Below are 23,012 nucleotides of genomic sequence, written 5' to 3'. Positions count from 1 at the left end.
GCCAGGGCTGGGAAGCCGTGCGGTAATCTGCTCCAGCAGCGATCGAGCGCCCGGCGGGACCGCCGGGGACTCGGAGCTCGGGCTGTAGCGCAGCTTGGTAGCGCACTTGACTGGGGGTCAAGGGGTCGCAGGTTCAAATCCTGTCAGCCCGACAGTGGAACTGCAGGTCAGAGGCGGGTCACCCCATGTGGGCGGCCCGCCTCTCGCGTGAGTGCAGCAACCCGCTCTTGTACAACGCCGGTCCCCACTCGAGCGCCTCGAAGAGGCGGTCGGCAGCCTCTCGCCGCTGTTCCGGTGCGACGTGGCTGTAGATGTCGCCGGAGCCGGGTGGGTTCGTGGCCACCCGGCTGCCGGCGTCACGGTCGAGCGGCGCTGGGAGGCCGCCGACGAGGTCAGAGGCCGACCGCGCAGGCGACTGCGGCCACCACTGCGACGACGAGGACGGCGGCGTCGCCGGCGACACCAGCCCTCCGTTGCGCCCCTCCCGCGCGGACGCGCGCCGCGATCGCGCCCACCATGAGCACGATCACGCCGAGGGTGGCGGCCAGGCCCACCGGAACCACCCAGATGCCCACCAGCAGCCCGATGACGACGAGGACCTCGGCGGCACCGATGGCCTTCCACGACCCGGCCCCGATGCCCAGGCTGTCGCGGATCGTCCGCGAGGACTCGATGCCGGCCAGCTTCCCGCCGCCGGTGCTGAGCAGCAGCAGGGCCAGGACGGCGCTGAGCACGATCCGGAGCACCTCCATGCTCAGCGCACGTCCGCCGCGGCGGGACCCTGGGCGGAGCGGCCCTCGGAGGAGGCGTCGAGAGCGGGAGTGGTCGGTGTCATCTCTGCGGGTCCTGTTCGGCGAGCAGTTGGATCCCGGGTGCGAGGGCCCGGGGAGGAGGGGCGGGGTCGCTCGCTACTGCTGGGGGACGGCGCCGTTGGCCTCGACCGAGAGCCACTTCCACTGCTCCCAGGTCTTCAGACGCTGCTGGTAGAGGCGCGGGGCGAGCTGGGTCGGCATGGTGCCGAAGAAGACCCGCAGCGGGGGCTGCTCGGCGTCGGCGAGCTTGAGGATCGCCTGACCGGCGGCGACCGGGTCACCGACCATGCCCGGTGCCGTGTTCTTGCGCTGCTCGGCCATCGCGGTGTGCAGGGGCTCGTACTGCGACTGCGGGTCGGCGTGGGTGGCGCTGCTGCCGGCCCAGTCGGTGGCGTAGCCGCCGGGCTCGACGAGGGTGACCTTGATCCCGAACCCGGCAGTCTCCTGCGCCAGGGACTCGGTCATTCCCTCCAGGGCCCACTTCGAGGCGTGGTAGCCACCGAGGGTCGGGAACGCACCCACCCCGCCGATGGTGGAGATCTGGATGATGTGGCCGGCTCCCTGCTCGCGGAGGATCGGCAGCACGGCCTGGGTGACGTGGAAGACGCCGAACAGGTTGACCTCCAGCTGGTCGCGGAGCTGGCTCTCGCTGATCTCCTCGACCGCACCGAAGAGCCCGTAGCCGGCGTTGTTCACCACGACGTCCAGCCGCCCGAACTCCTGGTGCGCCTGCTCGACCGCGGCGAAGACGGCGTTGCGGTCGGTGACGTCGAGCTGCAACGGCAGCACCGCGTCGCCGTGCGCCGTCACGAGCCCGTCGAGCGCGGCGGTATTGCGGGCCGTGGCCGCGACCTTGTCGCCCCGCTCGAGGGCGGACTTCGCGAACTCCGAGCCGAACCCGCGGCCAGCGCCGGTGATGAACCAGACCTTGGACATGTCACTCCCTCTGTCAACGTCAGTTCGTCTGACGACGCCTCGCACCGTACGCCAAAGTTGACACCAAGTGCCACTTGCGCGTGTGGGCGTAGCCTGCAAGACGTGTCAGAGGACTCGCACCTGTCGCTGCGGGAGCGCACGCGTCGTGCCGTTCAGGCCGAGCTGGTCGACGTGGCGCAGCGGCTGTTCGTCGAGCAGGGGTACGAGGCGACGACCGTCGACTCGATCACCGAGGCGGCGGGTCTGAGCAAGCGCAGCTTCTTCCGGTACTTCGCGTCCAAGGAAGACCTCGTGATGGGGAAGTACGACCTCATGGGGGAGCAGCTGCAGGCCGGGCTCACTGCCCGGCCGGCCGACGAGCCGGTCTGGACGGCGTTGCGACGCATGTTCGACGACGTCATCGCCTACACGGCGGACACGAGCAACAGTGCACGGATGGACGAGATGGAACGGATCGTCTCCGCGAGCCCTGCTCTGAACGCCGCCTACCTGCAGCGCCTGGACCAGATGCAGTCCGACCTCGCCACGATCGTCCGCGACCGCGAGGAGCAGGCCGGTCGCCCCCGGGCGGCCACGGACCCCTCACCCGAGGCAATCGTGGGAGCGGCCTTCGCGTGCATGGCGGCAGCCCGCCGGACGGCCATCAGGTTCGACGACCAGTCGTTGCCCGACCTCGTCGACCGGGCCATGAGCGACCTGTGGACATTCGACCGCTGAGGACCTCCCGGACGCGAGGGCGATCGTCGCCACGAGCGCGGACCGTGGCCGACCACCTCTCCTGGCCCTCCGCGCCACCTTGGCCGGCGTCGGCACGGCGATGAGCCGATGCGCACCAGTTTCTTGCGCGGGACGAGGTCGGCTGACCGCCCACATCCGCGGACAGCCGAGGACTCCGTGGCCGTCACCCGTCGGGTGCGTGCGCTCATCGACGCCGGGGTGCGTACCAGCACCGTGCGCTCGGTGGACTGCACCTTCGCCGGCCAGCTCGTCGGCTCCTGGCGGTCCACCGCCTCCAGCTCGGACCGCTGCTGATCTCCACGGTCTCACCGACGGCCAGGCCCATCTGCTGCTGCACGGCCTCCCGACCCGGCAGGACCGACCAAGCGGCCCACATCGGACGCCACGGCGGTCGGTTGGAGGTCGGCAGCCTCGGGGAGCGGCACGTCGGGACACGGTGCCCTACGGGTCGGACGGGCTCACGCACGTTGCGATCGGGGTTGCCCTGCCGCCGCGGCGGCGGGCAGGAAGCCGAGCCCCATGACGACGCGGCACAGCGAGCAGGTGGCGCTGCCGTCGTGGCCGCAGGCCTCCCGCTCCAGCAACTGCTCCAGTGAGGCCACCAGGTGACGGGACCACCAATCCCGCCACCACCGTGAGCGGCGGCGGGGGCGTTGCCCCGCGACGGGTCCCGTTCCGCCGTCGGCCGCCGGAACGGGGTCGGGCGGGTCCGGTGGTGCAGTGGTCACAGCGGCTCCCCTCAGCGACGGCGGTGAGGCCGGCCACGTTAGGGCGGGCGTCCGGCCACCGGAACACGCCGATCAGCGATGCCAGCCATTCGTGGCGGTGATGCGCATACGGGATCCGAGGGATCCCTGGGGTCGATGAGAGGCATCCGCACGGTGGACTTCCCGCCGCCGTCGCGGGTGCCTACGGTCAGGCGACTCGACGAGGAGGCTCGATGAAGTTCGTGCGGCACCGGACTGCCGGCAGACCGACCCTGGCCGTCGTGGCCGACGAGGAGACGCTGGCCGACCTCCCGCCCGGACGTGAACTGCCGGAGCTGCTCGCCGTACAGGGTCTGCTGTCCGACCTGGCCGAGCGGGCCATGCGATCCGGTGCCCGCAGCGCGTTGGCTGACGCGGAGCTCATGGCGCCCCTGGATCCGCCGACCTTCCGGGACTTCTCGACCTTCCCGGAGCACACCGCCGGCATCGTGAAGGTGGCCGATCCGGACGGCGGGATCCCGCCGGAGTTCTGGGAGATCCCCACGTTCTACTTCTCCAATCCGTACGCCATCGTCGGGCCGCGCGACGACGTGCCGGTGTCTCCCGGCAGCGAGCTGTTCGACCACGAGCTGGAGGTCGCCGCGGTGGTCGGGCCGACCGGCCGCGACCTGTCCGTGGACGAGGCGGAAGACCACATAGCCGGGTTCGTCGTCCTCAACGACTTCTCCGCCCGGGACGTCCAGTTCCACGAGATGCGGCTCCGGCTGGGGCCGGCCAAGGGCAAGGACACCGCCACGGCACTGGGGTCCTTCTTCGTGACGGCCGACGAGCTGGCAGCGCGCCGGTCGGGATCGTCGTTCGACCTGCGGATGGAGGTGCGCGTGAACGGTGAGCTGCTGGGCAGTGACCGGCTGGACAGCATGGCGTGGAGCTTCCCGGCGCTGGCGGCCTACGCGTCCCGCGGCACCGAGATCCGGCCCGGTGACCTGCTCGGTTCGGGCACGTGCCAGGGCGGGTGCCTGGCCGAGCTGTGGGGCCGGAACGGGATGGACTTCCACCCACCGTTGCAGCCCGGCGACGTGGTCACCACGTCGGTCGAGGGGCTGGGTGGCACCAGCAACCGGATCGTTGCTGGCGTCGAGCGCCACGAGATCCGACCCTGGAAGGAGTCCGCGCAGTGAGCGTGCACCTGCGCAGCGACGAGGCACCGGTCCGGTTCTCCGTGCAGGAGGTCAGCGACGGCGTCTTCGCCTACGTCCAGCCCGATGGCAGCTGGATGATCAACAACACGGGCTTCCTCGTCGGGCGGGACGGCGTGAGCGCCATCGACGCGTCCTCGACCGAACGCCGCACCCGCGACCTGCTCGGCGCCATCCGCGGGATCACCGCCGCGCCGGTGCGGACGCTGGTCAACACCCATCACCACCCCGACCACACGGCCGGCAACGGGCTGTTCACCGGGGCCACCATCGTGGCCCACGAGAACGCCCGGGAGGAGATGCGGGCGCTCGGCCTTCCGCACAACGGCAGCATCTGGACCGAGGTCGACTACGGGCGCCTGGAGCTGGCGCTCCCGTTCCTCACCTTCGCCGAGCGGCTCCCCCTGTGGTCGGACGAACTCCGGTGCGATCTGCTGTACGCGGGCGGCCCGGCGCACACGACCAACGACGTGGTGGCCTGGCTGCCCGAGCGGTCGGTGCTGTTCGCCGGCGATCTGCTGTTCAACGGCGGGACGCCGTTCCTGCTGTCCGGGTCGGTGCTGGGTGCCATCGACGTCCTCGAGCACTTTGTCCGCCCCCTGGGCGCGCAGACGATCGTGCCCGGTCACGGCCCGGTCGCCGGGCCCGAGCTCATCGACGAAGTACTCGGCTACCTCCGCTTCGTCCGCGACACAGCGACCGACGGGCGCGCTTCGGGCGTCTCCCCGCTCGAGCTGGCTCGCGGCACCGACCTCGGCCGGTACGCCGAGTGGAGCGACCCCGAACGCATCGTCGGCAACCTGCACCGGGCCTACGCCGACCTCGCGGTGCCGGCCGGCGAACGAGGCGGCCCGATCGACTTCCCGGGTGCCCTCGGTGACATGGTCGCCTTCAACGGCGGCCGGCCCCTCACCTGCCGGGCCTGACCGGCACTCGGCTCTCCGGCCGGTGCTCTCCGCGCCATCGACCGCGGTGGGGCACCGTGCCGCGCTGACGGTGCACACCGGCCGACGGGTCGGGCCGGTCCGCTCCTGGCCAGGTCGGTCAGGAGCGGACCGGTTCTCGCCGGCGGGGTGGGTCAGTCGGTGATCAGTGCGAGCTGTTTGTTGATCTCCTGCGGGTTCGTGTCACCGACGACCTTCTGCAGGAAGGGGGTGTGGTCGAAGACGAAGTCGCGCACCGGCTGCAGCAACCGCGGCGCGTGGTGGAACATCTGCCCGTTGCGGTAGGCCATCTTCACCTGGAAGTTGACGTGCGGCTTGCGGGGCTCCTCGTAGGCCTGGAGTGCCCGGGTGACCGCGGCGGGGTCGGTGAGGTCGACGCCCCGCAGCGCGCGGCCGATGAAGTAGCCGTCCTCGATCGCCATGCCCGCTCCGTACGCCGCGTAGGGCGAGGTCGCGTGCGCCGCGTCGCCGGCCAGCGTGACGCGGCCCTGGGACCACTGGTCGAGGTAGCCGCGATCGCGCAGGACCCATCGCTGGACGTTCTCGGGCTCCGTGCGGGCGATGAGCGCCGGCAGCGGGTGGGGGAAGTCGCGGCCGAGCTCCGTCGCGCGGGCGAGGAGGTCTGCCGGAGGCGGCGCTTGGGGGTCGGTCGCCTCCAGCACCCACCACTGGTAGCCGGCCCGACCCTTGTACCGGATCGACGTCCAGCTGCCCTGCACCTCCCGTCCGTGGCCGATGACGGCCATCCCGGTCTCCCCGCCGATGTCGTCGGCGAAGGTGAAACCGGCGATGGCGTGCAGCCGGTGCTCGCGGATGGGGGTGTCGCCCCACAGCGCGCTGCGGACCAGCGAGTTGATCCCGTCGGCGCCGACAAGAACGTCGGCTTCGTGGGTGCTGCCGTCGGCGAAGTGCAGCGTCACCGCTCGTTCGTCCTGCTCGATCCGGTCGACCTGCTGGTCGGTGCGCAGGACGCCCGGGGGCAACGCGGCGAGCATCCGCTCGTAGAGCTCCGGTCGGAGGAGCCCGATGAAGCCGCCGCCGCGCCCGTAGGCCCGTTCGATGTCGGGATCGCTCTTCACGGTCGCGCGGACCCTGCCGCTGATGCTGCGGAACTGCGACTGGCAGGGGGCGCCCAGGTCGGTGGTGTCGACTCCCAGGAGGCCCAACGCCTTCAGCGGCGGGGGCCACAGGTTGAGCACGTTCCCGGCGGGACGTGCCTCGTGGTAGCGCTCGAAGACGACCACGTCGTGACCTGCCTGGTGCACGGAGAGGGCGGTGGCCATGCCGGCCGGGCCGCCGCCGAGGACGGCGACGCGACCACGTGTGGGTGTGGAACTGGGAGATGACACCGTTCTGCTCCAGGGGCCGAAGAACGAGGCGGCTGGCCGGATCGCGGCTGCGACTCGGCGGGGGTGCGGGGACGGCGGAGGGCCGAGCTCGAGGAAGTCAGCCAGCCGTCACAGATCTCACGACGTGGTCCTGCCGGCCGCCCGTCGATCCTCCGACGGGCGGCCGACGTCCTGTTCAGGACGTGCGGTACTCCGTGCGGGCGTAGCTGTCGTACGGCGCGGGCTGGACGGTCGCCTTGATCCGTGGGAGACCGAGGTCGGCGTCGGGAGCGGTACCGGGGCCAGGGTGCTCGCCCCAGACGAGTTCGACCTCGGTGCCGGGCTCGGCGTGCTCGCGGTCGATCACGGCGATGGAGTGGATGGCTCCCGCGGGGTCGAGGTACGTGGCGTACTCGGACAGGCCGATCAGCCGCGAGTCCTTCTCCACACGGTCCTTGGTGTAGCTCAGGAAGAAGTCGCGCTCCGGCCCGAACACCGCCGCGACGTCATCGGCGTCCCACACCAGGGTGACCTTCTGCCGGTGCTCCTGGTCCTTGGCCGCCGCGAGGGCGTCCTTGCCGATGAAGTCGTGGTTGAAGGAGATCGAGCGGCCGTACCCTAGCTCGTACGGGGAGTGGTAGTAGTCCGCGATGTCGTCGGAGTAGAAGCTGCCCTGGAGGGCGCCCTGGCCCTCGTAGGAGAAGAGGCTGGTGAACTGCCGGAAGTCCGCCGTGCTCTCCGACGTGTAGACCGCCGGGACCGGAGTCGCCAGCCAGCCGCCGACGACACCGGCGGAGTAGTAGGCGAGCCCGCCAACCTGGACCAGCCCGAACTGCTCACCCGCGCTCAGCAGCGCCTCGCGGATGGGCGTGTAGTCCTCCCACGCCCCGAAGAACTCGAAGCCGGGCTGGCCGGTCATACCGTGGCGGAGCGCGCGGAACGACTTGCCCGCCAGGGAGACCTCGGCGGAGTGGAAGAACTTCACCGACGGCATCGCCCCACCGAACGCGGACTCCAGGAAGGTCATCGCCTTGGCGCCCTGGACCTGGAACCGGAAGAGGACCGGGTCGGCACCCCCGCGGAAGGCCGAGTCGGGGTCGACGGTGAGCGTGACGTCGTACTCGCCGCGCTCGGCCTCGTGCTGCACCCAGCTGGCCGCGGTGCCGATGCCGGCGAGGTCGAACCGGTCCTCGGCGAGCCGGGTCACGATGCCGTCCTGCACCAGCAGGCCTTCGTCGTTCACCACGATGAACTGCTTGGCCTGACCGACGACGAAGTTCTCGACGTTGTTGGCTCCGACCCGGGAGAGCAGCCGCAGGGCGTCCGGGCCCTCCAGGAACAGGTCGGTCATGTGGTGGGACAGCTCGAGGTACGCGACGCCGTCGTACCAGGCTCGCTGTTCTCCTCGCCAGCCGGTGATCTCCGGGGGGACCACCGGCACGGTGACGGCTGGGGCACCCGGCTTCCAGAGCAACCGCATCGGGCTACCGGCCTGGTCGATCCCGCTCTGCAGGGAAGGGAGGTTCACGTCGTCCTCTGTTCTGGTGATGTGTGTGGCGTGGCGGTGCTCAGGTCGATCGCGAGCTTGCCGAGCGCCCCGGTCCGGAGCGCAGCGAAGGCCCCGGCGACCTCGTCGAGGGAGAAGATGGCGGTGATGGGGGCGTGCAGCCGACCGGTTCCGGCGAGTTCGGCGATGGTGCGCAGCGCGTCCTGGTCGACTTCGGCGCGCACGTTGGTCGCTCGGATGCCCGGCAGCCGGTCGGGGTCGGCGGCGTGGCCGGTGCAGGCGACCCGACCTCCGGTCCGGAGGCAGCGGCTGGCCAGCGCGGTGAGCGCGTCCTGCTCGCGGTTGACCAGGTCGACGATCGCGTCGACGCCGTCGGCACGGAGGGCGCGGACCTGGTCGCCCAGGTCCCCGGCCGACCAGTCCGCGACGCCGGTCGCACCCAGCTTCCTGACGTGCTGTTCCTCTTCGCCGGGACGGGCGGTGGCCACCACGGTCGCCCCGTGAGCCGCCAGCAGCTGCAGGGTGTAGCTGCCCACGCCCCCCGTGGCGCCGTTGACGAGGACGACGTCACCCGGGGCGGGCGCGATCGCCTCGACGCAGCGGAGGGCGGTGAGCGCGGCCAGTCCGAGCGCCCCGGCGGATGCGTCGTCCACCCCGTCGGGAACCGCGGCCAGCCACGCGCGCGGGACAGCCACGAGTTCGGCGAACGAGCCGCGGGCAGCGACGAGCTCGCGGACCAGGCCGAACACCCGTCGGCCAGGCGTGAGGTCGTGGACGTCGGCGCCGACGGTCTCCACGGTGCCGGCCAGATCGCTGCCGAGCACGACCGGGTACCGGTAGGTCATGTAGCGGGCCGCGCCACCGCTGGCGACCAGTGCATCGTGCGGGTTCACCGAGGACGCAGTCACCCGCACCAGGACCTCGTCGTCGGCCGGTTGGGGCACGGCGACATCGGCGAAGCCCGGGGAGCCCCCCTCGGCCGGGAGTACGTAGGCGCGCATCAATAGGCCTCCTGCGCGATGCGTGCCTGGGCGCCGGGGATGCCGAGCTCCAGCATCTCGGTCTCCGCGGGGGTCAGGTCGGCACCTCCGGTCTCCTGCTTGAGGAGCGCCAGCGACATGTCGGCGACGAACAGCGCGCGGTCCCTCCTGCGTTCGAACCAGGCCTGCAGCGCCCGGTCCAGGGTCGGGTGCTCGTCGAGGGCGGCGGCGAGGGTGACGGCGTCCTCCACCGCCATGGCCGCGCCCTGGGCCAGGTGCGGGGGAGCGGTGTGCGCGGCGTCGCCGGCGATGGCGATCCGGCCGCGGAACCACGGCTCCCGCACGGTCACGTGGTACAGCGGCGCGTAGCTGACGTAGCTGTCGGTGGTGATGCCATCGCGCATCTCACCGATCCGGCCGGAGAAGCCCTGCATCCGCTCCTTCGCGAGCCGGCTGAAGTCGGCAGGGTCGAACCGGGGGTTGTCGGGCTCCGGGGTGACGAGCCCGAAGTACATCTGCTCGTCGCTGATCGGGGTGAGCACCGCCTTCGCCGGCCCGCTCATGGCGAAGGCGATGTGGGTGAGGTCGGCCGGGCGGGGCATGGTGATCCGCCAGCACGCCGATCCGGTGAACCGTGGGGTGTACCGGTCGCCGAAGAGGTGCTCACGGATCTTGGAGTTCACGCCGTCGAAGCCCACGACCAGGTCGTAGCGGTTGCTGCCGGCGCCCTGGTCACGGACCGGAGGGGTGCGCTTGCCGGTCCAGGTGGCCAGCTCGACCTCGACCCCGTCGGCGTCCTCGGTCACGTCCCAGACCGTGGAACCGGTGCGGATGCGGGCGCCGGCCGCTTCCGCGGCCTCACGCAGGATGGCGTTGTAGACGGGGCGGCTGATCGCGTTGTTCGACGGCTTGCCGTAGCGGCCCTCTGCCGGCGGGATCGACGCGACCTCGACCCCGGCCGGGTTCCAGATGGCCAGCGGCTCGAACGCGAAGCCGACCGCCAGGCAGGCGTCCCGGACGCCGATCTCGTCGAGGGCGGCCAGGGCGTTGTTCGGCTGGCTGAGCCCCACCCCGAGGACGGCTTCCGGGCCCGACGCCTCGAGGACGTCGACCTCGACGCCGCGCTGGCCGAGGGCGGCAGCCAGCGTGAGGCCGCCGACGCCGCCGCCCTGGATCAGCACTCTCCGGACGGCTGCCATCAGCAGGCTCCGCGCGCTGCGGCGTGGTCGTCAGTACGGGCAGGCAAGGGGATCGACATCGTTGGGCTCCGGAGGTCGGGGAGGACGGTCAGGCGGGCTGGCTGACGGCGGCTGCAACGCGGCGGGTGACCCCGGGGACGTCGCCCTGGACGTGGTCGAGGTTCCACTGGGCCATCTGCATGGAGGCGTCGACGACGGTCTTGACCCGGTCGAACCGGCGCGCGGTGAACGTGGCCCACAGCTCCTCGTCGACCTGCTCGCGGTCGGTCAGGAGCTCGGCCAGCACTGCGGCGTCCTCGAAGCCCATCGCCGCACCCTGGGCGATGGTGGGCGGGCAGGTGTGCACGGCGTCGCCGATGAGCACGACTCGTCCGCGATTCCAGGGCGCATCGAGGAGGTGGTGCTCGAACCAGGTGTAGTTCAGCGCCGCCGGGTCGGTGAACGAGTCGCGCACCTCGTCCCAGGGCCCGTGGTAGGGCCGGCTCAGTTCCAAGAAGTCTGCCAGCCGCTCCTCCGGGGTCTGGGTGGTGCGGTCCCGCGCCGGCTCGACCAGCGACCAGTAGGCCGTCGTCGCCGAGGTGGGGCAGACCAGGGCCATGTAGGAGGGCCCGCCGAAGATGGCGTGGAACTCGGTGACGTCGGCCGGCTTGGGGCCGAACATGCGGAAGGCGCCCATGCCCACCGATTTCGTCTCGAGAGGGATCTCCAGCAGCCGCCGGGTCCAGGAGCGCAGTCCATCGGCCCCGACCACGACGTCGTAGCGAGCGGTGGAGCCGTCGGAGAAGTGGACATCGACACCGTCGTCGTCCTGGGTGAGGGAGTCGATGGTCTTGGAGTAGCGGAAGCGCACGCCGGCCCGCTCTGCCCGGCTGACCAGGACCCGGGCGAGGTCCGGGCGGTACATGCCCACGGTGGAGGGCAGGTCAGGGCCGCCGAAGGGGATGTCGTCGACGCGCGCCACGATGGTCGCCGCCGGGTCGGGCAGCCGGATGACGAGCTGGGAGAACGGCTGGCCGAGCTCGAGGCACTCGTCGAGCACGCCCAGCTGCCGGAGCACCCGCAGCGCGTTGCCCTGCAGGGTGATGCCCGACCCGAGCGCGCTCACCTCGGACTTCATCTCCACCAGGTCGACGGCGACGCCGGCGTCGGCCAGCAGGGCCGCGGCAGTGGTGCCGGCGGCGCCGGCCCCCACGACCAGGACGTTGTTCACTGCGGGCACGGCGGAACTCCTCGTTGAGTGGTGCCGGTCACGTTAGGAAGCGCCGGGGGTGGAGCGGAAATGCGCATCCGCTATCGCTCGGATCCACCCGGCCGATGGGTGCGGGCGCCGTCCGGCGCGCTCAGCCGACCAGGGTGGCGAGCAGGAAGCCGTTCAGTCCGATGATCGCGGCGGCGGCGACCGCAGCGGCCACCGTGGTGACCCGCCGGTTGACCAGGTCGCCCATGACGCAACGACGGCGGGTGAGCAGGACCAGCGGGACCAGCGCGAAGGGGATGCCGAAGGAGAGCACCACCTGCGAGGCGACCAGGGCGGCGGTCGGGTCGATGCCCACGGTGAGCACCACGAGTGCGGGAGCGAGGGTGAGGGCCCGCCGGCCGAGCAGGGACATCCGGCGGCGCACGAAGCCCTGCATCACCACCTGGCCGGCCAGGGTCCCCACGCCGGAGGAGGCGAAGCCGGAAGCGAGCAGGGTCAGGGCGAAGAGGGTGGCGGCCGGCGCGTCCAGCGCGCGGGCGAGCCCGGCGTGCACGCCGGCCAGCGTGTCGGTGGCCGGGATGTCCGAGCCGTGGAACAGCCCCGCCGCCACGACCAGCATCGAGGCGTTCACGACCCCGGCCAGGCCCATGGCCACGATGACACCGCGCCGATGGGCCCGGAGCAGCTGACGCCGCTGACCGGGGGTGGGTGCCTGGTCCCGCCGGCAGGTGAGAGCGGAGTGCAGGTAGATGGCGTGCGGCATGACCGTGGCCCCCAGGATCCCGGTCGCCAGCACCAGGCTGTCCGTGCCGGCCAGACCCGGCAGCAGACCGTCGGCCAACGGCAGGGGGTCGACCGGAACGCGCACCAGGGTGACCAGGAACCCGACCAGGATGACCGCGAACAACCCGGTGATCGCCCGTTCGAAGGGCCGTTGCCCGCGTCCCTCCAGCGCCAGCAGGACGAATGCGACCGCACCGGTGACCGCGCCGCCGATCGGCAGTGGCAACCCGAACAGCAGGTTGAGCGCGATGGCGCCGCCGATCACCTCGGCCAGGTCGGTGGCGATGGCCACCAGCTCGGCCTGGAGCCACAGGCCACGGTTCACCACGGGCCGGAACGTGTCCCGGCAGACCTCGGGCATGCTCCGGCCGGTGGCCAGCCCGAGCTTGGCCGAGAGGGTCTGGACCAGCATGGCGAGCAGGTTGGCCGCCACGATGACCCAGAGCAGCAGGTAGCCGTGCGCGGCACCGGCGGAGAAGTTGGTGGCGAAGTTGCCCGGGTCCACGTAGGCGATCGCGGCGACGAACGCCGGGCCGAGCATCGTGGGCGTGGCACGGCGGCCGGTGCGGCGCCGCCGGAGGCCGCGCGGGGACGGGAGCAGGGCTGCAGGCGACGGGACGGTGACGTCGATCGTGGCCATCGGGGCCTTCCTCGTGGTGTGGGCCGCTCCGACGGCGGGCAGCGGTCGTCGAGCGGGGGAGGGGCCCAGGAGGTCCCGGTCCTCGGGGTGAGGACCGGGACTCCCCGGGCGCAGCGGTCAGCCGTTGCCGCGCTTGGCGTACGGGTTGATCAACTGGTCCTCGGTGCCTTCCAGCACCCCTTCCTCGGTCGCGGTGGGGTGGCCGGGGTCGGGCGGGAAGGACTCGGTCATCGACATGGGCAGGCTGGCGTTGCGGTAGATCGACGCCGAGCCCTGCGAGGGCTTCCAGACGGTCGGTTCCCAGTCGGGGACGTAGTTGCGGTAGCCGCCGGTGTTGAGCTCCACGCGGTAGCCGGAGGGCTCACGGAAGTACAGGAAGACCTGCTCGCCGATGCCGTGGATGGAGGGCCCGTACTCGATCATCGTGCCGTTCTCCATGAGGACGTCCGCGGCGTGCGCGAGCTCCTCGTAGGAGTCGGTCCAGAAGGCGATGTGGTTGGAACGTCCCGGGATCGAGGAGCTGTCCAGGACGATGCCCAGGTCGTGGGACTTCTCGTTCGTGGTGAGCACCCCGAACACCGTGACCGGGGCCTCGTCGAGCTCGGTGTAGGCCATGATGCGGAAGTCCAGGACCCGGCTGTACCACTCGCAGAACGCGCGGACGTCGGTGGCGGCGATGGTGACGTGGTCGAGGGTGCGCGGGGCGGCGCCGTGGCTGGACTTCTTCTCCGGACGGTCCGGGAAGATCGAGGCGTTCCCCTCGCCGTGGAAGCGGGGCAGCTCCCAGTACAGCTCGAGGGTGTGGCCCCACGGGCCGGTGAACTGGTAGGAGCGGCCGTGCCCGCGGCGGGGCTCGTGCCAGGTGCCGGTGATGCCCTCGGCCTCCACCTGGGCCGCGGCCTGCTCGAGCGCCTCGGCGCTCTGGGTGCGCCAGGCCATGTTGACCAGGGCCGGCTGCTCGCCGGGGGAGATGACGAGGCTGTGGCGGTAGTAGTCGCCCCAGCAGCGCAGGTACACCGAGCCGTCGTCGTCCCGGTCGATGACGCGCAGGCCGAACTGCTTCTCGTAGAAGGCCACCGAGGCCTCCACGTCCGGCGTGGTGAGCTCCAGCTCGGTGAGCTGGGACAGGTACTTAGACACGACAACTCCTTCATCGCAGAGTGGGATCAGGGCTCGGGAGAGCCCGGGGGTGCGGGCGTCGGCCACCCACGGCGTGGGAATGGCCTCATCGGGGCGTGCGTCATCTGGGAATGGCAGCGGTCCTGCCATTCCTCAGGGTCGACCCGATCTGGCTCTGATGAGCCCGGGGAATTCCCTCGGGAGAAACGCTATGGGGCGCGGGAGAAAGGCGGAAATGCGCAGTCGGAATGCGTGTGATCCAGGTGGTGGATGACGCAGGTCACACGACTTCGGCCACGCAGCGGTTGCGTTGGGCGCCCAGTCCCTCGATCGCTGCCTCCATCACGTCGCCCGGCTGCAGCCACCGCTTCCAGTGCCCGCCGTTGCCGGCCGGGCTGCCGGTGAGCAGCAGGTCCCCAGGGAGCAGGACGGCGGCCGCCGAGGCCGAGGCGATCAGCCCGGGGACGTCGAAGAGCAGGTTGGCCGGAACGTCGTCCTGCATGCGTTCGCCGTCGAGGTCGAACGTGATGCGCAGCTGCCGGTGGTCGTGGACCTGGTCGGCCGGGACGAAGAAGGGCCCGGTGGGCAGGAAGGTCGGCCGGTGCTTCGCTCGCAGCCAGTCACCGCCTAGCACGCGGTGCTCGGCGGGGAATTGGAGGTCACGAGCGCTGACGTCGTTGCACACGGTGTACCCGGCGACGGAGTCCATCGCCTGCTCCCGGGACACCCGGTGGGTCCGGGAGCCGATCACCACGGCGAGTTCGGCCTCCCAGTCGACGCGGCTGGCCTCCGGGGGGAGGACGACGTCGTCGTCAGGACCGCACAGGGCGGTGGGCAGCCCGACGAAGATGAACGGGCTGCCCTTGCGGACCTTCTCGTCCATCTCCTCCTCGGCTGCCCGACGCAGCTCGTCATCGGACCGCGGGTCGTCGGGCGCCTTGCCGGAGATGATCATCTCCGCCACGTGCGACCGGTAGTTGGCCCCTGCCTGGAACACCTGCCGCGGCTCGACCGGCGCCAGCACCTGCAGGTCGGCAACGGGGACGCCGGCGGCCGGGTCGGCTGTCCGGGCCCGCTCGGCGAGACGGGAGGACACGGTGGCCCACGCCTCGAGCAGCGTGAGGTAGGTGGCCGGGCCGTCGGCCAGGTCGCCGACCTGGAGTCGGTGCACCCGGTCGCCGACGACCAGGCCGAGGAACGGCCCGGTGCCGTCGTCGAACCTGCCCAGGGCGTGGCCGTGCACGGATCGCGTCATGATGTCCTCGTTTCGGTCAGGCGGAGTGGGGGAGCGCAGTGCGGCCGGCGTACTCGGCGCGGTCGCCGAGCTCCGCCTCCAGCCGCAACAGCCGGTTCCACTTGGCGGTGCGCTCGGAGCGCATGGTGGAGCCGACCTTGATCTGGCCGGTGCGCCAGCCGACGGCGAGGTCGGCCAGCCAGTCGTCCTCGGTCTCGCCGGACCGGGCGGAGAGCACGGTGGCGTAGCCGGCGGCGTGCGCCGAGCGGACGACGGACCGGGCGGTGTCCAGCGTGCCGATCTGGTTGGGCTTGACCAGCACCGCGTTGCCGACGCCCTCGTCGATGCCCCGCTGCAGCCGGCCGGGGTTGGTGACGAACAGGTCGTCACCGAGCAGCTGACGGCCCTGCAGGCGCCGGGTGGCCGTCCGCCAGCCGGCCCAGTCGTCCTCGGCGAGCGCGTCCTCCAGGGAGACGACCGGGTAGCCGGCGCACCAGTCGGCCAGCTCCTCGACCAGCTCCTCCGACGTCAGCTCGCGGTCCTCGGCGGCGAGCACGTAACGGCCGTCCGCGCGCAGGAACTGGGTGGCCGCCACGTCGACGGCGATCCCGACGTCGTCCCCCGGCCGCAGCCCGGCGCGGGTGATGCCGGCGACCAGTACGTCCAGCGCCGAGCGGTTGGTCGGGAGCAGCGGACCGAGGCCACCTTCGTCGGCGACCAGCGCCACGGGCAGGCCGCGGGCCGTGAGTTCCTCGGCGGCGCCGGCCCGGACGCGGGTGGCCCACTCGATCGCCTCGGTGAACGACGCGGCACCCACCGGGACGGCGAGGAAGTCCTGCACGTCGATCGACCGGCCGGAGTGGGCGCCGCCGGAGATGATGTTGACCATCGGCAGCGGCAGCAAGGGGGCCGCCCCGTCGTCGGCGACGGCGCGGTACAGCGGCAGCCCCCGGGCGGATGCGGCGGCGATCGCGGTGGCGATCGACACCGCCAGGACCGCGTTGGCCCCCAGCCGGCCCAGGTCGGCGGTGCCGTCGAGCTCGCGCATCGTCCGGTCCAGCCCGGCCTGGTCGGTCGCGTCTAGGCCGCGGACCGCGTCGGCGATCTCCCCGCTCACGTGGGCCACCGCCCGCCGGACGCCGTTGCCCCCGTGGCGGGGTTCCCCGTCCCGCAGTTCGCGGGCCTCGTGCCGGCCGGTCGAGGCGCCGGAGGGCACCGTGGCCCGGCCGGTCGCGCCGCCGTCCAGCCGGACCTCGCAGCCGACCGTGGGCTTGCCGCGGCTGTCCAGTGCCTCCCAGGCGAACAGAGCGGCGATCGTCGTGTCGCTCATGCGAGCAGCTCCCAGGCGTCGGTGAGTGCAGCGGGGGGATCGGTGAGCAGCCGACGGGCGAGGTCGCGCGTGGCGCGTCGTTCGTCGTCGGTCAGGTAGTCGGCCGGGCTCTTGCCGTCGACCCGGGCGAGCAGCAGGCACCCGGTCTGCCGGACCAGCTGGTCGGGGTCGGTGGACACGGCCCCGGCCAGCTCGGCGCGAAGGGCGTCGAGGAAGGCCCCGGCCGCCGCGGCGTAGGCCGCCGCCGACCCGGGCCGGTGCACCGTCTTGAGCAGCAGGTGGCCGACGGTCCAGGCCGGGTCGAAGGTCGGGTCGCCCACGTGGGCCACCTCCCAGTCGATGACCCACGGCTGCCCGCCGGACGGGTCGACCAGCACGTTCTTGGGCGTGTAGTCCCCGTGCACCAGGCAGCTGCGGTCGGCCGCCATCACGTCGACCGTCCGGCCGATCACGGCGGCCAGGTCGGGGTGCCGCTGGGCCACGGTCCGGTGGAAGGGGTCGACGCGGAGCTGGGTGAAGGCGGTGACGTCGCCGAAGTCGGCGGCGACGTCCGCCCGGCCGGCCGTGCGGCGCTGCCACACGCCCAGTGCGCGCCCCAGCTGCTCGGCCACCCCGACGTCGACCGCCCCGTCGAGGAGGTCCTCCTTCCAGGTGCGCCAGTCCTCCGGGGCCCGCTCGATCACCAGGTAGCCGTCGGACAGGTCGAGGACCTCCGGGACGGCGCCGGGCAGGAGCTGCCCGGCCAGCCGCAGCGCGCGGCCCTCGGTGTCGATCCGGGCCGGGTCGGCCAGCCACTCCTCGGCGACCCGCAGCCGGCCGAGGGCCTGCTTGACCACCACGTCCAACCCCGGCCCGCGGACCGCGACCACGTCGTTGGAGACCCCGCCGGCCAGCGCCGTGACCTCCAGGTCACCGGCGGCGGCGGCCAGCCCGCGGTGGACGAGGTGCGCGGTCAGCGCGTCGGTGCTGGGCACCGCGGCGGCCGTCACCGCTGCGCCAGCGGTGCCCGGAGTGCCGGGCTGGTGAGGACGTCGCGGTTGACGACGGTGGCCGGCACCCGGCCCTGCAGCACCTCGACCACGTTGGTCGCCGCCTTCGTCGCCAGCTCGACCAGGGAGCCGTCGGAGGAGAACGCGGTGTGCGGGGTGAGCACCACGTCGTCCCGGGTGCGGAGCGGGTGGTCGGCCGGAAGCGGTTCGGGGTCGGTCACGTCCAGCGCTGCGCCGGCGATCTCCCCGGACTCCAGGGCGGCGAGCAGCGCGGCGTTGTCGACGAGCGGCCCGCGGGCGGTGTTGACCAGCCAGGCGGTGGGCTTCATCCGCTCCAGCTGGGCTGCGCCGATGAGGTGGTGGGTGCGCTCGGTCAACGGCACGTGCAGTGACACCACGTCGGCCTGCTCGAGCAGGTCGTCGAGCGAGGCCACGGCGCGCCCGCCCGCCGGCGCGCAACCCGACAGGTGGAAGGCGACGACCTCGAGGCCCAGGGCCTGCGCGCGGGTCGCCAACGCCGAGCCGATGACGCCCAGGCCCACCAGCCCCAGGACCTTGCCGCGCAGCCGGGTACCGGCGCCGGGCACGTCGCGTCCCCAGCGTCCCGCCGCGACATCGCGGGTCAGCGGCAGCAGCCGGCGGGCCAGGGCGAGGATGCCCAGCAGTGCCGAGTCGGCGACCTCGTCGACGCAGTAGACCGGGACGTTGCTCACCACCATGCCGAGCTCGGTGGCATGGCCGACGTCGATGTTGTCGACCCCCACTCCGTAGCGGGCGACCGTGCGGCAGCTGGGTGCGGCGTCGAGGACGGCGGCCGAGACCCTGGCGAAGCAGGTGAGGATGGCGTCGACACCGGCGGCCAGCCTGACCAGCTCGGCCTCGTCCCCGCTCGGCGCCAGGACCAGGTCGATGTCGGCCGCCGCCAGCACCTGGCGCTCCACGTCGGTGGTCGGCCAGGCGATGTCGGTCACCAGCACCCGGGCCGTCATGCCGGTGGTCGGGTGCTGTTGCGGGCGTCGGTCATGGCACCTCCTCGTCGAGTTGCCAGCGACGCTAGGGAGGACCTGCGACGTCCGGAAATGCACAGCGTGGTTGGCTGCGATCCATGGTCGTGATGGGCGTCACGACCTCGGAGGAGGCACGGGTGAAGCTCGGACAGGTCGACCTGAACCTGTTGGTGGTGCTGGACGCGGTGCTGCGGGAGAAGAACGTCACCCGGGCCGCGGAGAGCCTGCACCTGTCCCAACCGGCGACCAGCACGGCGCTGGCCCGGTTGCGGCGGGTGCTGGGTGACGAGCTGCTGTACAAGAACGGCCGGTACATGGAGCTCACGCCCCGGGCCGAGTCGCTCATCGAGCCGGTGCGTGAGGTGCTGGCGACGATCGAGCAGACCATCGTCCGTCCGCCCGTGTTCGACCCGACCCGGGACGCCCGCCGGTTCTCGGTCGTGGCCAGCGACTACGTCGGGGTGACCCTCATCCGACCGCTCATCGCTCGGCTCTCCGGGCTCGCCACGGACCTCCGGCTGGACGCCGCGCCGGTCGGCTCCCGGTACCTCGACGCTCTGCAGCGGGACGAGGTCGACGTCGCCATCCTGCCGGACCAGATCGTCGACCAGCGGTCGCTGTCGGACTGCTCGCAGCTGCCGGTCATCACCGACCGCTTCGTCGGCGCCGTGTGGCGCGAGCACCCGCGGGCGGAGGACCGGCTCACTGCTGAGCTCCTGTCCGCCTCGCCTTACCTGGAGTACGTCGTGGAGGGGCGACGGTCCATCGTCGAGGAACAGCTCGACGCGGTCGGGTGCACGCGTCGGGTGGCCGCGACTGCGAGCGGGTTCGTGCCCATGCCCTTCATGCTGGCCGGCACGGACATGGTCGCCGTGCTCCCCGAGCGGTTGGCCCGGCGCGTCGCCGGGGCCGCGGACATCCGGCTGCTGGAGCCGCAGATGGACCTGCAGCCGCTCCGCCAGTCGGCGTTCTGGCACTCCCGCCGCGACCGGGACCCCGGCCACGTCTGGCTGCGCGAGCAGCTGTCCGTGGTGGCCCGGGAGGAGGCCGAGCCGGCGCCGGGCATCACCGTCACCGGGAGCTCCTGACCGGCTGGACGGCCGCGGTCAGTGGTCGCAGGCCCGTCCGCCCGGTCGCCGGTGTCATCGGCCGGTGGCCGCCGTCAGGCCTCCACGGCAGGGACCCCGTGGAACGCCATGACCGGCTCACCGGTCACCATCCCGGGCACCGCGGCGAGGAACTCCCGCGAGTGGTCGTGGCCCATGTGCTCGTCGAGCGCCGCCCGGTCGGCCCACACCTCGACGCCGAGGACCCGGTCGGGGTCGTCGAGGTCGGCGGCGAAGTCATAGGACAGACAGCCGCGGTCGCTGCGGGTGACCGCGGCGATCGCGCGGGCCGCTGCGATGAGTTCGTCGCGGCGGCCGGGGGTGGCAGTGGCGGAACTCAAGATGATCAGCACGGCTCAGTTCTCGATCAGGGCGAGCTGCTTGTTGATCTCACGGGGGTTGGAGTCGCCGGCCACCTTCTGCAGGAAGGGCGTGTGGTCGAAGACGAAGTCGCGGACGGGCCGCAGCGGTGTCCGGGCGTAGTGGAAGATCTTGCCCAGCACATAGGCCATCTGCACCTGCTTGGCGGTGTGCGGCTTGCGCGGGTCCTCGTACGTCTGCAGGGCGCGGGAGACGGCGACCGGGTCGGTGAGGTCGACCCCGCGCAGCGCCCGACCGAGGAAGTACCCGTCCTCGATCGACATCCCCGCGCCATAGGCCGCGTAGGGCGAGGTGGGGTGGGCGGCGTCGCCGACGAGCGTGGCGCGGCCCTTCGACCACTGCTTCAGTGCGGGCCTGTCGCGCAGCACCCAGCGCTGCACGCTGTCCGGCTGGGTGGCCGCGATCAGGCCGGGCAACGGAGCGGGGAACTCCGCGGCCAGCGCGGTGGCGGCGGCCTTGAGGTCGTCCGGCGCGGGGGCGTCGGGGTCGGTGGCAGTGAGCACCCACCACTGGTGGCCGTCGCGGCCCTTGTTGCGGATCGACGTCCAGCTGCCCTGGGTGGTCGGGCTGTGGGTGAGCATGCAGGTGTTGGGCGTCGCGCCCGGCACCTCGGCGAAGGTGAACCCGCCGAAGATGTGCAGCCGGTGCTCCCGCTTGGGGGCATCGCCCCAGAGTGTGCGCCGGACCAGCGAGTCGATCCCGTCGGCGCCCACCAGGACGTCGTGCTCGGCGGTGCTGCCGTCGGCGAAGTGCAGGGTGACCGCGCGGTCGTCCTGCTCGATCCGCTCCACCTGCTGACCGAACCGGATCACGCCGTCCGGGAGGGCGGCGAGCATCCGCTCGTACAGCTCCGGCCGGAGCAGCCCGATGAACCCGCCGCCGAACTCACGCTTGACGTCCTCGTCCAGCTTCACCCGCACCCGGACCCTGCCCCGCACGTTGCGGAACTCCGAGTCGGTGGGGGCGCCGAGGTCGTCGGTGTCCACGCCGAGGGAGCGGAGCGCCTTCAGCGGCGGTGGCCAGAGGTTGAGGATGTTCCCTGCCGGCCGGGCCTCGCGGTAGCGCTCGTAGATCACGACGTCGTGGCCGGCCTGCAGGGCGCCGAGGGCGGCGGCCATGCCGGCCGGGCCGGCGCCGAGGACGGCGCCCCGGCCGCGCGGGCCGGCGGGAGGAACAACGGACACGGGACCCACCTCATCCAGTAGGAAAGGTAGCGTTCGCTACCTTAAGCGAGGACAGCAGGACGCGTCACAGTCCTGTCAAGCAGCCCACCGAGGAGGATGGTCGCCGTGGACGACGCCTCTGCTCCGGACCTGGCGGTCCGGCCGCCGCTGCAGCGCCGGAGCCGGGAGACGTGGGCGCGGGTGCTCGACGCCGGCGTCGCGGTCCTCGAGGACCGCGGCTACGACGGCTTCACCATCGCCGCGGTCTGCGAGCAGGCCCAGGTCGCCCCCACGGCGCTCTACGCCCGCACGACCAGCAAGGACGCCCTCTTCCTCGCCGTCTACGAGCACGGCATCGCCGGACTGCAGGCCGATCAGGAGGTGTTCGCCGACGACGCGCGCTGGACCGCTCTGGCGCCCGCGCAACTCGTCCGCGCGGCTGTGGCCGTGACGGTCTCCATCGCGCTGCGCCACGAGCGGTACCTGCGCGCCGTCGTACTCGTCTCGGCGTCGCACGTCGAGGTCCGCCGGCGCGGCTCCCGGTACAGCCAGGCACTGGGGGAGGGGTTCGCCGGCGTGGTGCTGCAGGCGCGCGACGTCATCCGGCACGAGGACCCGGAGGCCGCCGTCCGGTCCTGCTTCGGCACGGTGTTCGCCACGACGATCATCCGGATCGCCTACGGCCCGGCCTTCGCCACGCCGATGCCCGTGGTCGACGACGAGTTCGTCGCCGACCTGGGCGAGACCGCGGTGCGCTACCTGCTGGGGGACGTCGTCGGCTGATCGAGGCCGGCGCTGACCTCGGTGAGCAGGTCCAACAGCCAGCGGTGGCCCGGGTCCAGCCGCCGCGAGGGGTGCGACCAGGCGGTCTCGGTGATCGGCGGCAGCTGCACGGGCAGCTCCACCACCCGCAGGTCGCGTGCCGTGAGGTCGCCGGCCAGTCGTTCGTGGAAGAGCACCAGCAGGTCGGTGCCGACGACCAGCCGGTCGAGCACGCTGAAGCTCTCCACCCGCACGGCGCAGTGCCGGTCCACGCCCAGCGTGGCCAGCGCCGCGTCGGCCGGGGAGGCCATGAGCAGTTCCTGGAACGGCATGACCCAGCGCGCCTCGCCGACGTCGGCGAGGCTCAGCCGGTCGCCGACCGCGGTGCTCCCGCGCCAGGTGGCGCACACCCAGCGGTCCCGGTAGAGCTCGACGCTCGGCACGTCGGGCAGTGAGAACAGCCCTCGGGGGACGACCAGCACGTCGACGTCGCGCAGCAGGGCGAGCGGGTCGGTGACGACCCGCGCGTCCAACGAGCGCAGGTCCAGGCTCACCCGGGGTGCCGCACGTGTCACCGCGGCGACCAGCCCCGGACCCAGGACGGTCAGCACCGAGTCCGAGCAGGCCACCGTAAAGCGGCGCTCTGCGGTGCCCGGGTCGAACCTCGGCTGGGCCGCCAGCACCCGCTGCAGCTGTTCCATGGTCGAGCCGAGCTGACCCTGCAGAGCCTGCGCCAACGGGGTCAGCTCGTACACCGTGCCCACCCGCTCCAGCAGCGGGTCGTCGAAGTGGCGGCGCAACCGGGCGAGCGCGGAACTGGTGCCCGGCTGGCTCAGCCCCACCCGTTCACCGGCGCGGGTGACGTTGCGCTCCTCGAGGAGGGCGTGCAGGACGACGACCAGGTTGAGGTCGAGGCTGGGCAGCTCCACCGGTACTCCTCCGTGACCGGC

Annotated in this window: 23 protein-coding genes and 1 tRNA gene; 7 read left to right on the top strand and 17 right to left on the bottom strand. The window is 72.2% G+C overall.

The window, feature by feature from the left end:
- Positions 1–78: 78 nt before the first annotated feature.
- Positions 79–152, top strand: a tRNA-Pro gene (locus tag FHL79_RS03615).
- A gap of 240 nt (positions 153–392) precedes the next feature.
- Here FHL79_RS03615 and FHL79_RS03610 read toward each other — a convergent pair.
- A complete protein-coding gene (locus FHL79_RS03610; RefSeq protein WP_138757259.1) occupies positions 393–752 on the bottom strand; it encodes a DoxX family protein in 360 nt (119 codons plus the stop codon).
- Between the two features lie 156 nt (positions 753–908).
- Positions 909–1,748, bottom strand: coding sequence for an SDR family oxidoreductase (locus FHL79_RS03605; RefSeq protein WP_138757258.1), 840 nt, complete (start codon positions 1,746–1,748; stop codon positions 909–911).
- A 102-nt stretch (positions 1,749–1,850) separates the two neighbouring features.
- Between FHL79_RS03605 and FHL79_RS03600 the strand changes: the two genes are divergently transcribed.
- Both FHL79_RS03600 and FHL79_RS24935 read left to right on the top strand, forming a co-directional pair.
- Complete coding sequence (locus tag FHL79_RS03600) at positions 1,851–2,465, top strand: TetR/AcrR family transcriptional regulator (RefSeq protein WP_171057995.1); 615 nt, start codon at positions 1,851–1,853, stop codon at positions 2,463–2,465.
- 177 nt (positions 2,466–2,642) lie between these two features.
- Positions 2,643–2,780 carry a hypothetical protein gene (locus FHL79_RS24935; protein WP_171057994.1) on the top strand — a complete coding sequence of 46 codons (138 nt, stop codon included), beginning with the start codon at positions 2,643–2,645 and terminating at the stop codon, positions 2,778–2,780.
- Between the two features lie 164 nt (positions 2,781–2,944).
- Here the strand turns inward: FHL79_RS24935 and FHL79_RS24930 are convergent, their stop codons facing one another.
- Positions 2,945–3,088, bottom strand: coding sequence for a hypothetical protein (locus tag FHL79_RS24930; RefSeq protein ID WP_171057993.1), 144 nt, complete (start codon positions 3,086–3,088; stop codon positions 2,945–2,947).
- Between the two features lie 338 nt (positions 3,089–3,426).
- Between FHL79_RS24930 and FHL79_RS03595 the strand changes: the two genes are divergently transcribed.
- Both FHL79_RS03595 and FHL79_RS03590 read left to right on the top strand, forming a co-directional pair.
- Entirely contained in the window at positions 3,427–4,374 is a 948-nt protein-coding gene (locus FHL79_RS03595; RefSeq protein ID WP_138757256.1) for a fumarylacetoacetate hydrolase family protein, read from the top strand.
- Complete coding sequence (locus tag FHL79_RS03590) at positions 4,371–5,318, top strand: MBL fold metallo-hydrolase (protein WP_246080308.1); 948 nt, start codon at positions 4,371–4,373, stop codon at positions 5,316–5,318. The genes FHL79_RS03595 and FHL79_RS03590 overlap by 4 nt, the downstream gene beginning before the upstream one ends.
- 152 nt (positions 5,319–5,470) lie before the next feature.
- On the opposite strand, the gene FHL79_RS03585 is transcribed toward FHL79_RS03590, so the two are convergent.
- From FHL79_RS03585 to FHL79_RS03535, 11 genes are all read right to left on the bottom strand, one after another.
- Positions 5,471–6,685, bottom strand: a complete 1,215-nt coding sequence (locus FHL79_RS03585; protein WP_138757255.1) for an FAD-dependent oxidoreductase — start codon at positions 6,683–6,685, stop codon at positions 5,471–5,473.
- 175 nt (positions 6,686–6,860) lie between these two features.
- Positions 6,861–8,192, bottom strand: a complete 1,332-nt coding sequence (locus FHL79_RS03580; protein WP_138757254.1) for an aminomethyltransferase family protein — start codon at positions 8,190–8,192, stop codon at positions 6,861–6,863.
- On the bottom strand, positions 8,189–9,172 hold the full coding sequence (locus FHL79_RS03575; RefSeq protein WP_138757253.1) for a quinone oxidoreductase family protein: 984 nt from the start codon (positions 9,170–9,172) through the stop codon (positions 8,189–8,191). Before FHL79_RS03575 ends, FHL79_RS03580 begins: the two co-directional genes overlap by 4 nt.
- Positions 9,172–10,350, bottom strand: a complete 1,179-nt coding sequence (locus FHL79_RS03570) for an FAD-dependent monooxygenase (RefSeq protein ID WP_138757252.1) — start codon at positions 10,348–10,350, stop codon at positions 9,172–9,174. Before FHL79_RS03570 ends, FHL79_RS03575 begins: the two co-directional genes overlap by 1 nt.
- Positions 10,351–10,438: 88 nt before the next feature.
- On the bottom strand, positions 10,439–11,569 hold the full coding sequence (locus FHL79_RS03565; RefSeq protein WP_138757251.1) for an FAD-dependent monooxygenase: 1,131 nt from the start codon (positions 11,567–11,569) through the stop codon (positions 10,439–10,441).
- Positions 11,570–11,690: 121 nt separating this feature from the next.
- Complete coding sequence (locus FHL79_RS03560) at positions 11,691–12,971, bottom strand: Nramp family divalent metal transporter (RefSeq protein ID WP_138757250.1); 1,281 nt, start codon at positions 12,969–12,971, stop codon at positions 11,691–11,693.
- Between the two features lie 117 nt (positions 12,972–13,088).
- A complete protein-coding gene (locus tag FHL79_RS03555; RefSeq protein WP_138757249.1) occupies positions 13,089–14,111 on the bottom strand; it encodes a VOC family protein in 1,023 nt (340 codons plus the stop codon).
- A gap of 259 nt (positions 14,112–14,370) precedes the next feature.
- On the bottom strand, positions 14,371–15,345 hold the full coding sequence (locus FHL79_RS03550; protein WP_138757248.1) for a fumarylacetoacetate hydrolase family protein: 975 nt from the start codon (positions 15,343–15,345) through the stop codon (positions 14,371–14,373).
- A gap of 16 nt (positions 15,346–15,361) precedes the next feature.
- Entirely contained in the window at positions 15,362–16,654 is a 1,293-nt protein-coding gene (eno, locus tag FHL79_RS03545; protein ID WP_138757247.1) for a phosphopyruvate hydratase, read from the bottom strand.
- On the bottom strand, positions 16,651–17,628 hold the full coding sequence (locus FHL79_RS03540) for a phosphotransferase family protein (protein ID WP_171057992.1): 978 nt from the start codon (positions 17,626–17,628) through the stop codon (positions 16,651–16,653). Before FHL79_RS03540 ends, eno begins: the two co-directional genes overlap by 4 nt.
- 11 nt (positions 17,629–17,639) lie before the next feature.
- On the bottom strand, positions 17,640–18,632 hold the full coding sequence (locus tag FHL79_RS03535) for a C-terminal binding protein (protein ID WP_138757245.1): 993 nt from the start codon (positions 18,630–18,632) through the stop codon (positions 17,640–17,642).
- Positions 18,633–18,787: 155 nt separating this feature from the next.
- Between FHL79_RS03535 and FHL79_RS03530 the strand changes: the two genes are divergently transcribed.
- Entirely contained in the window at positions 18,788–19,738 is a 951-nt protein-coding gene (locus FHL79_RS03530) for a LysR family transcriptional regulator (protein ID WP_171057991.1), read from the top strand.
- Between the two features lie 74 nt (positions 19,739–19,812).
- On the opposite strand, the gene FHL79_RS03525 is transcribed toward FHL79_RS03530, so the two are convergent.
- Both FHL79_RS03525 and FHL79_RS03520 read right to left on the bottom strand, forming a co-directional pair.
- Entirely contained in the window at positions 19,813–20,109 is a 297-nt protein-coding gene (locus FHL79_RS03525; RefSeq protein ID WP_138757243.1) for a putative quinol monooxygenase, read from the bottom strand.
- 3 nt (positions 20,110–20,112) lie between these two features.
- Positions 20,113–21,321: an FAD-dependent oxidoreductase gene (locus FHL79_RS03520; RefSeq protein ID WP_138757242.1), complete on the bottom strand. Its 1,209-nt coding sequence runs from the start codon at positions 21,319–21,321 to the stop codon at positions 20,113–20,115.
- A 105-nt stretch (positions 21,322–21,426) separates the two neighbouring features.
- Here FHL79_RS03520 and FHL79_RS03515 point away from each other — a divergent pair, with 105 nt between their 5' ends.
- Complete coding sequence (locus tag FHL79_RS03515; RefSeq protein ID WP_246080306.1) at positions 21,427–22,083, top strand: TetR/AcrR family transcriptional regulator; 657 nt, start codon at positions 21,427–21,429, stop codon at positions 22,081–22,083.
- Here FHL79_RS03515 and FHL79_RS03510 read toward each other — a convergent pair.
- Positions 22,056–22,991: a LysR family transcriptional regulator gene (locus tag FHL79_RS03510; RefSeq protein ID WP_171057990.1), complete on the bottom strand. Its 936-nt coding sequence runs from the start codon at positions 22,989–22,991 to the stop codon at positions 22,056–22,058. The two genes, FHL79_RS03515 and FHL79_RS03510, sit on opposite strands and share 28 nt — an antisense overlap.
- Between the last annotated feature and the right edge of the window lie 21 nt (positions 22,992–23,012).

Origin of the sequence: Modestobacter altitudinis (assembly GCF_005930475.1) — a bacterium.
GTDB classification, from domain to species: Bacteria; Actinomycetota; Actinomycetes; order Mycobacteriales; family Geodermatophilaceae; genus Modestobacter; species Modestobacter altitudinis.
This window is presented reverse-complemented; position numbering and strand designations above follow the sequence as displayed.

Excerpts from the sequence above, each read along its gene's own strand:
- FHL79_RS03570 (WP_138757252.1), bottom strand. The coding sequence starts at position 10,350 with ATGGCAGCCGTCCGGAGAGTGCTGATCCAGGGCGGCGGCGTCGGCGGC.
- FHL79_RS03560 (WP_138757250.1), bottom strand. The coding sequence starts at position 12,971 with ATGGCCACGATCGACGTCACCGTCCCGTCGCCTGCAGCCCTGCTCCCG.
- FHL79_RS03605 (WP_138757258.1), bottom strand. The coding sequence starts at position 1,748 with ATGTCCAAGGTCTGGTTCATCACCGGCGCTGGCCGCGGGTTCGGCTCG.
- FHL79_RS03575 (WP_138757253.1), bottom strand. The coding sequence starts at position 9,172 with ATGCGCGCCTACGTACTCCCGGCCGAGGGGGGCTCCCCGGGCTTCGCC.
- FHL79_RS03535 (WP_138757245.1), bottom strand. The coding sequence starts at position 18,632 with ATGACGGCCCGGGTGCTGGTGACCGACATCGCCTGGCCGACCACCGAC.
- FHL79_RS03550 (WP_138757248.1), bottom strand. The coding sequence starts at position 15,345 with ATGACGCGATCCGTGCACGGCCACGCCCTGGGCAGGTTCGACGACGGC.
- FHL79_RS03610 (WP_138757259.1), bottom strand. The coding sequence starts at position 752 with ATGGAGGTGCTCCGGATCGTGCTCAGCGCCGTCCTGGCCCTGCTGCTG.
- FHL79_RS03595 (WP_138757256.1), top strand. The coding sequence starts at position 3,427 with ATGAAGTTCGTGCGGCACCGGACTGCCGGCAGACCGACCCTGGCCGTC.
- eno (WP_138757247.1), bottom strand. The coding sequence starts at position 16,654 with ATGAGCGACACGACGATCGCCGCTCTGTTCGCCTGGGAGGCACTGGAC.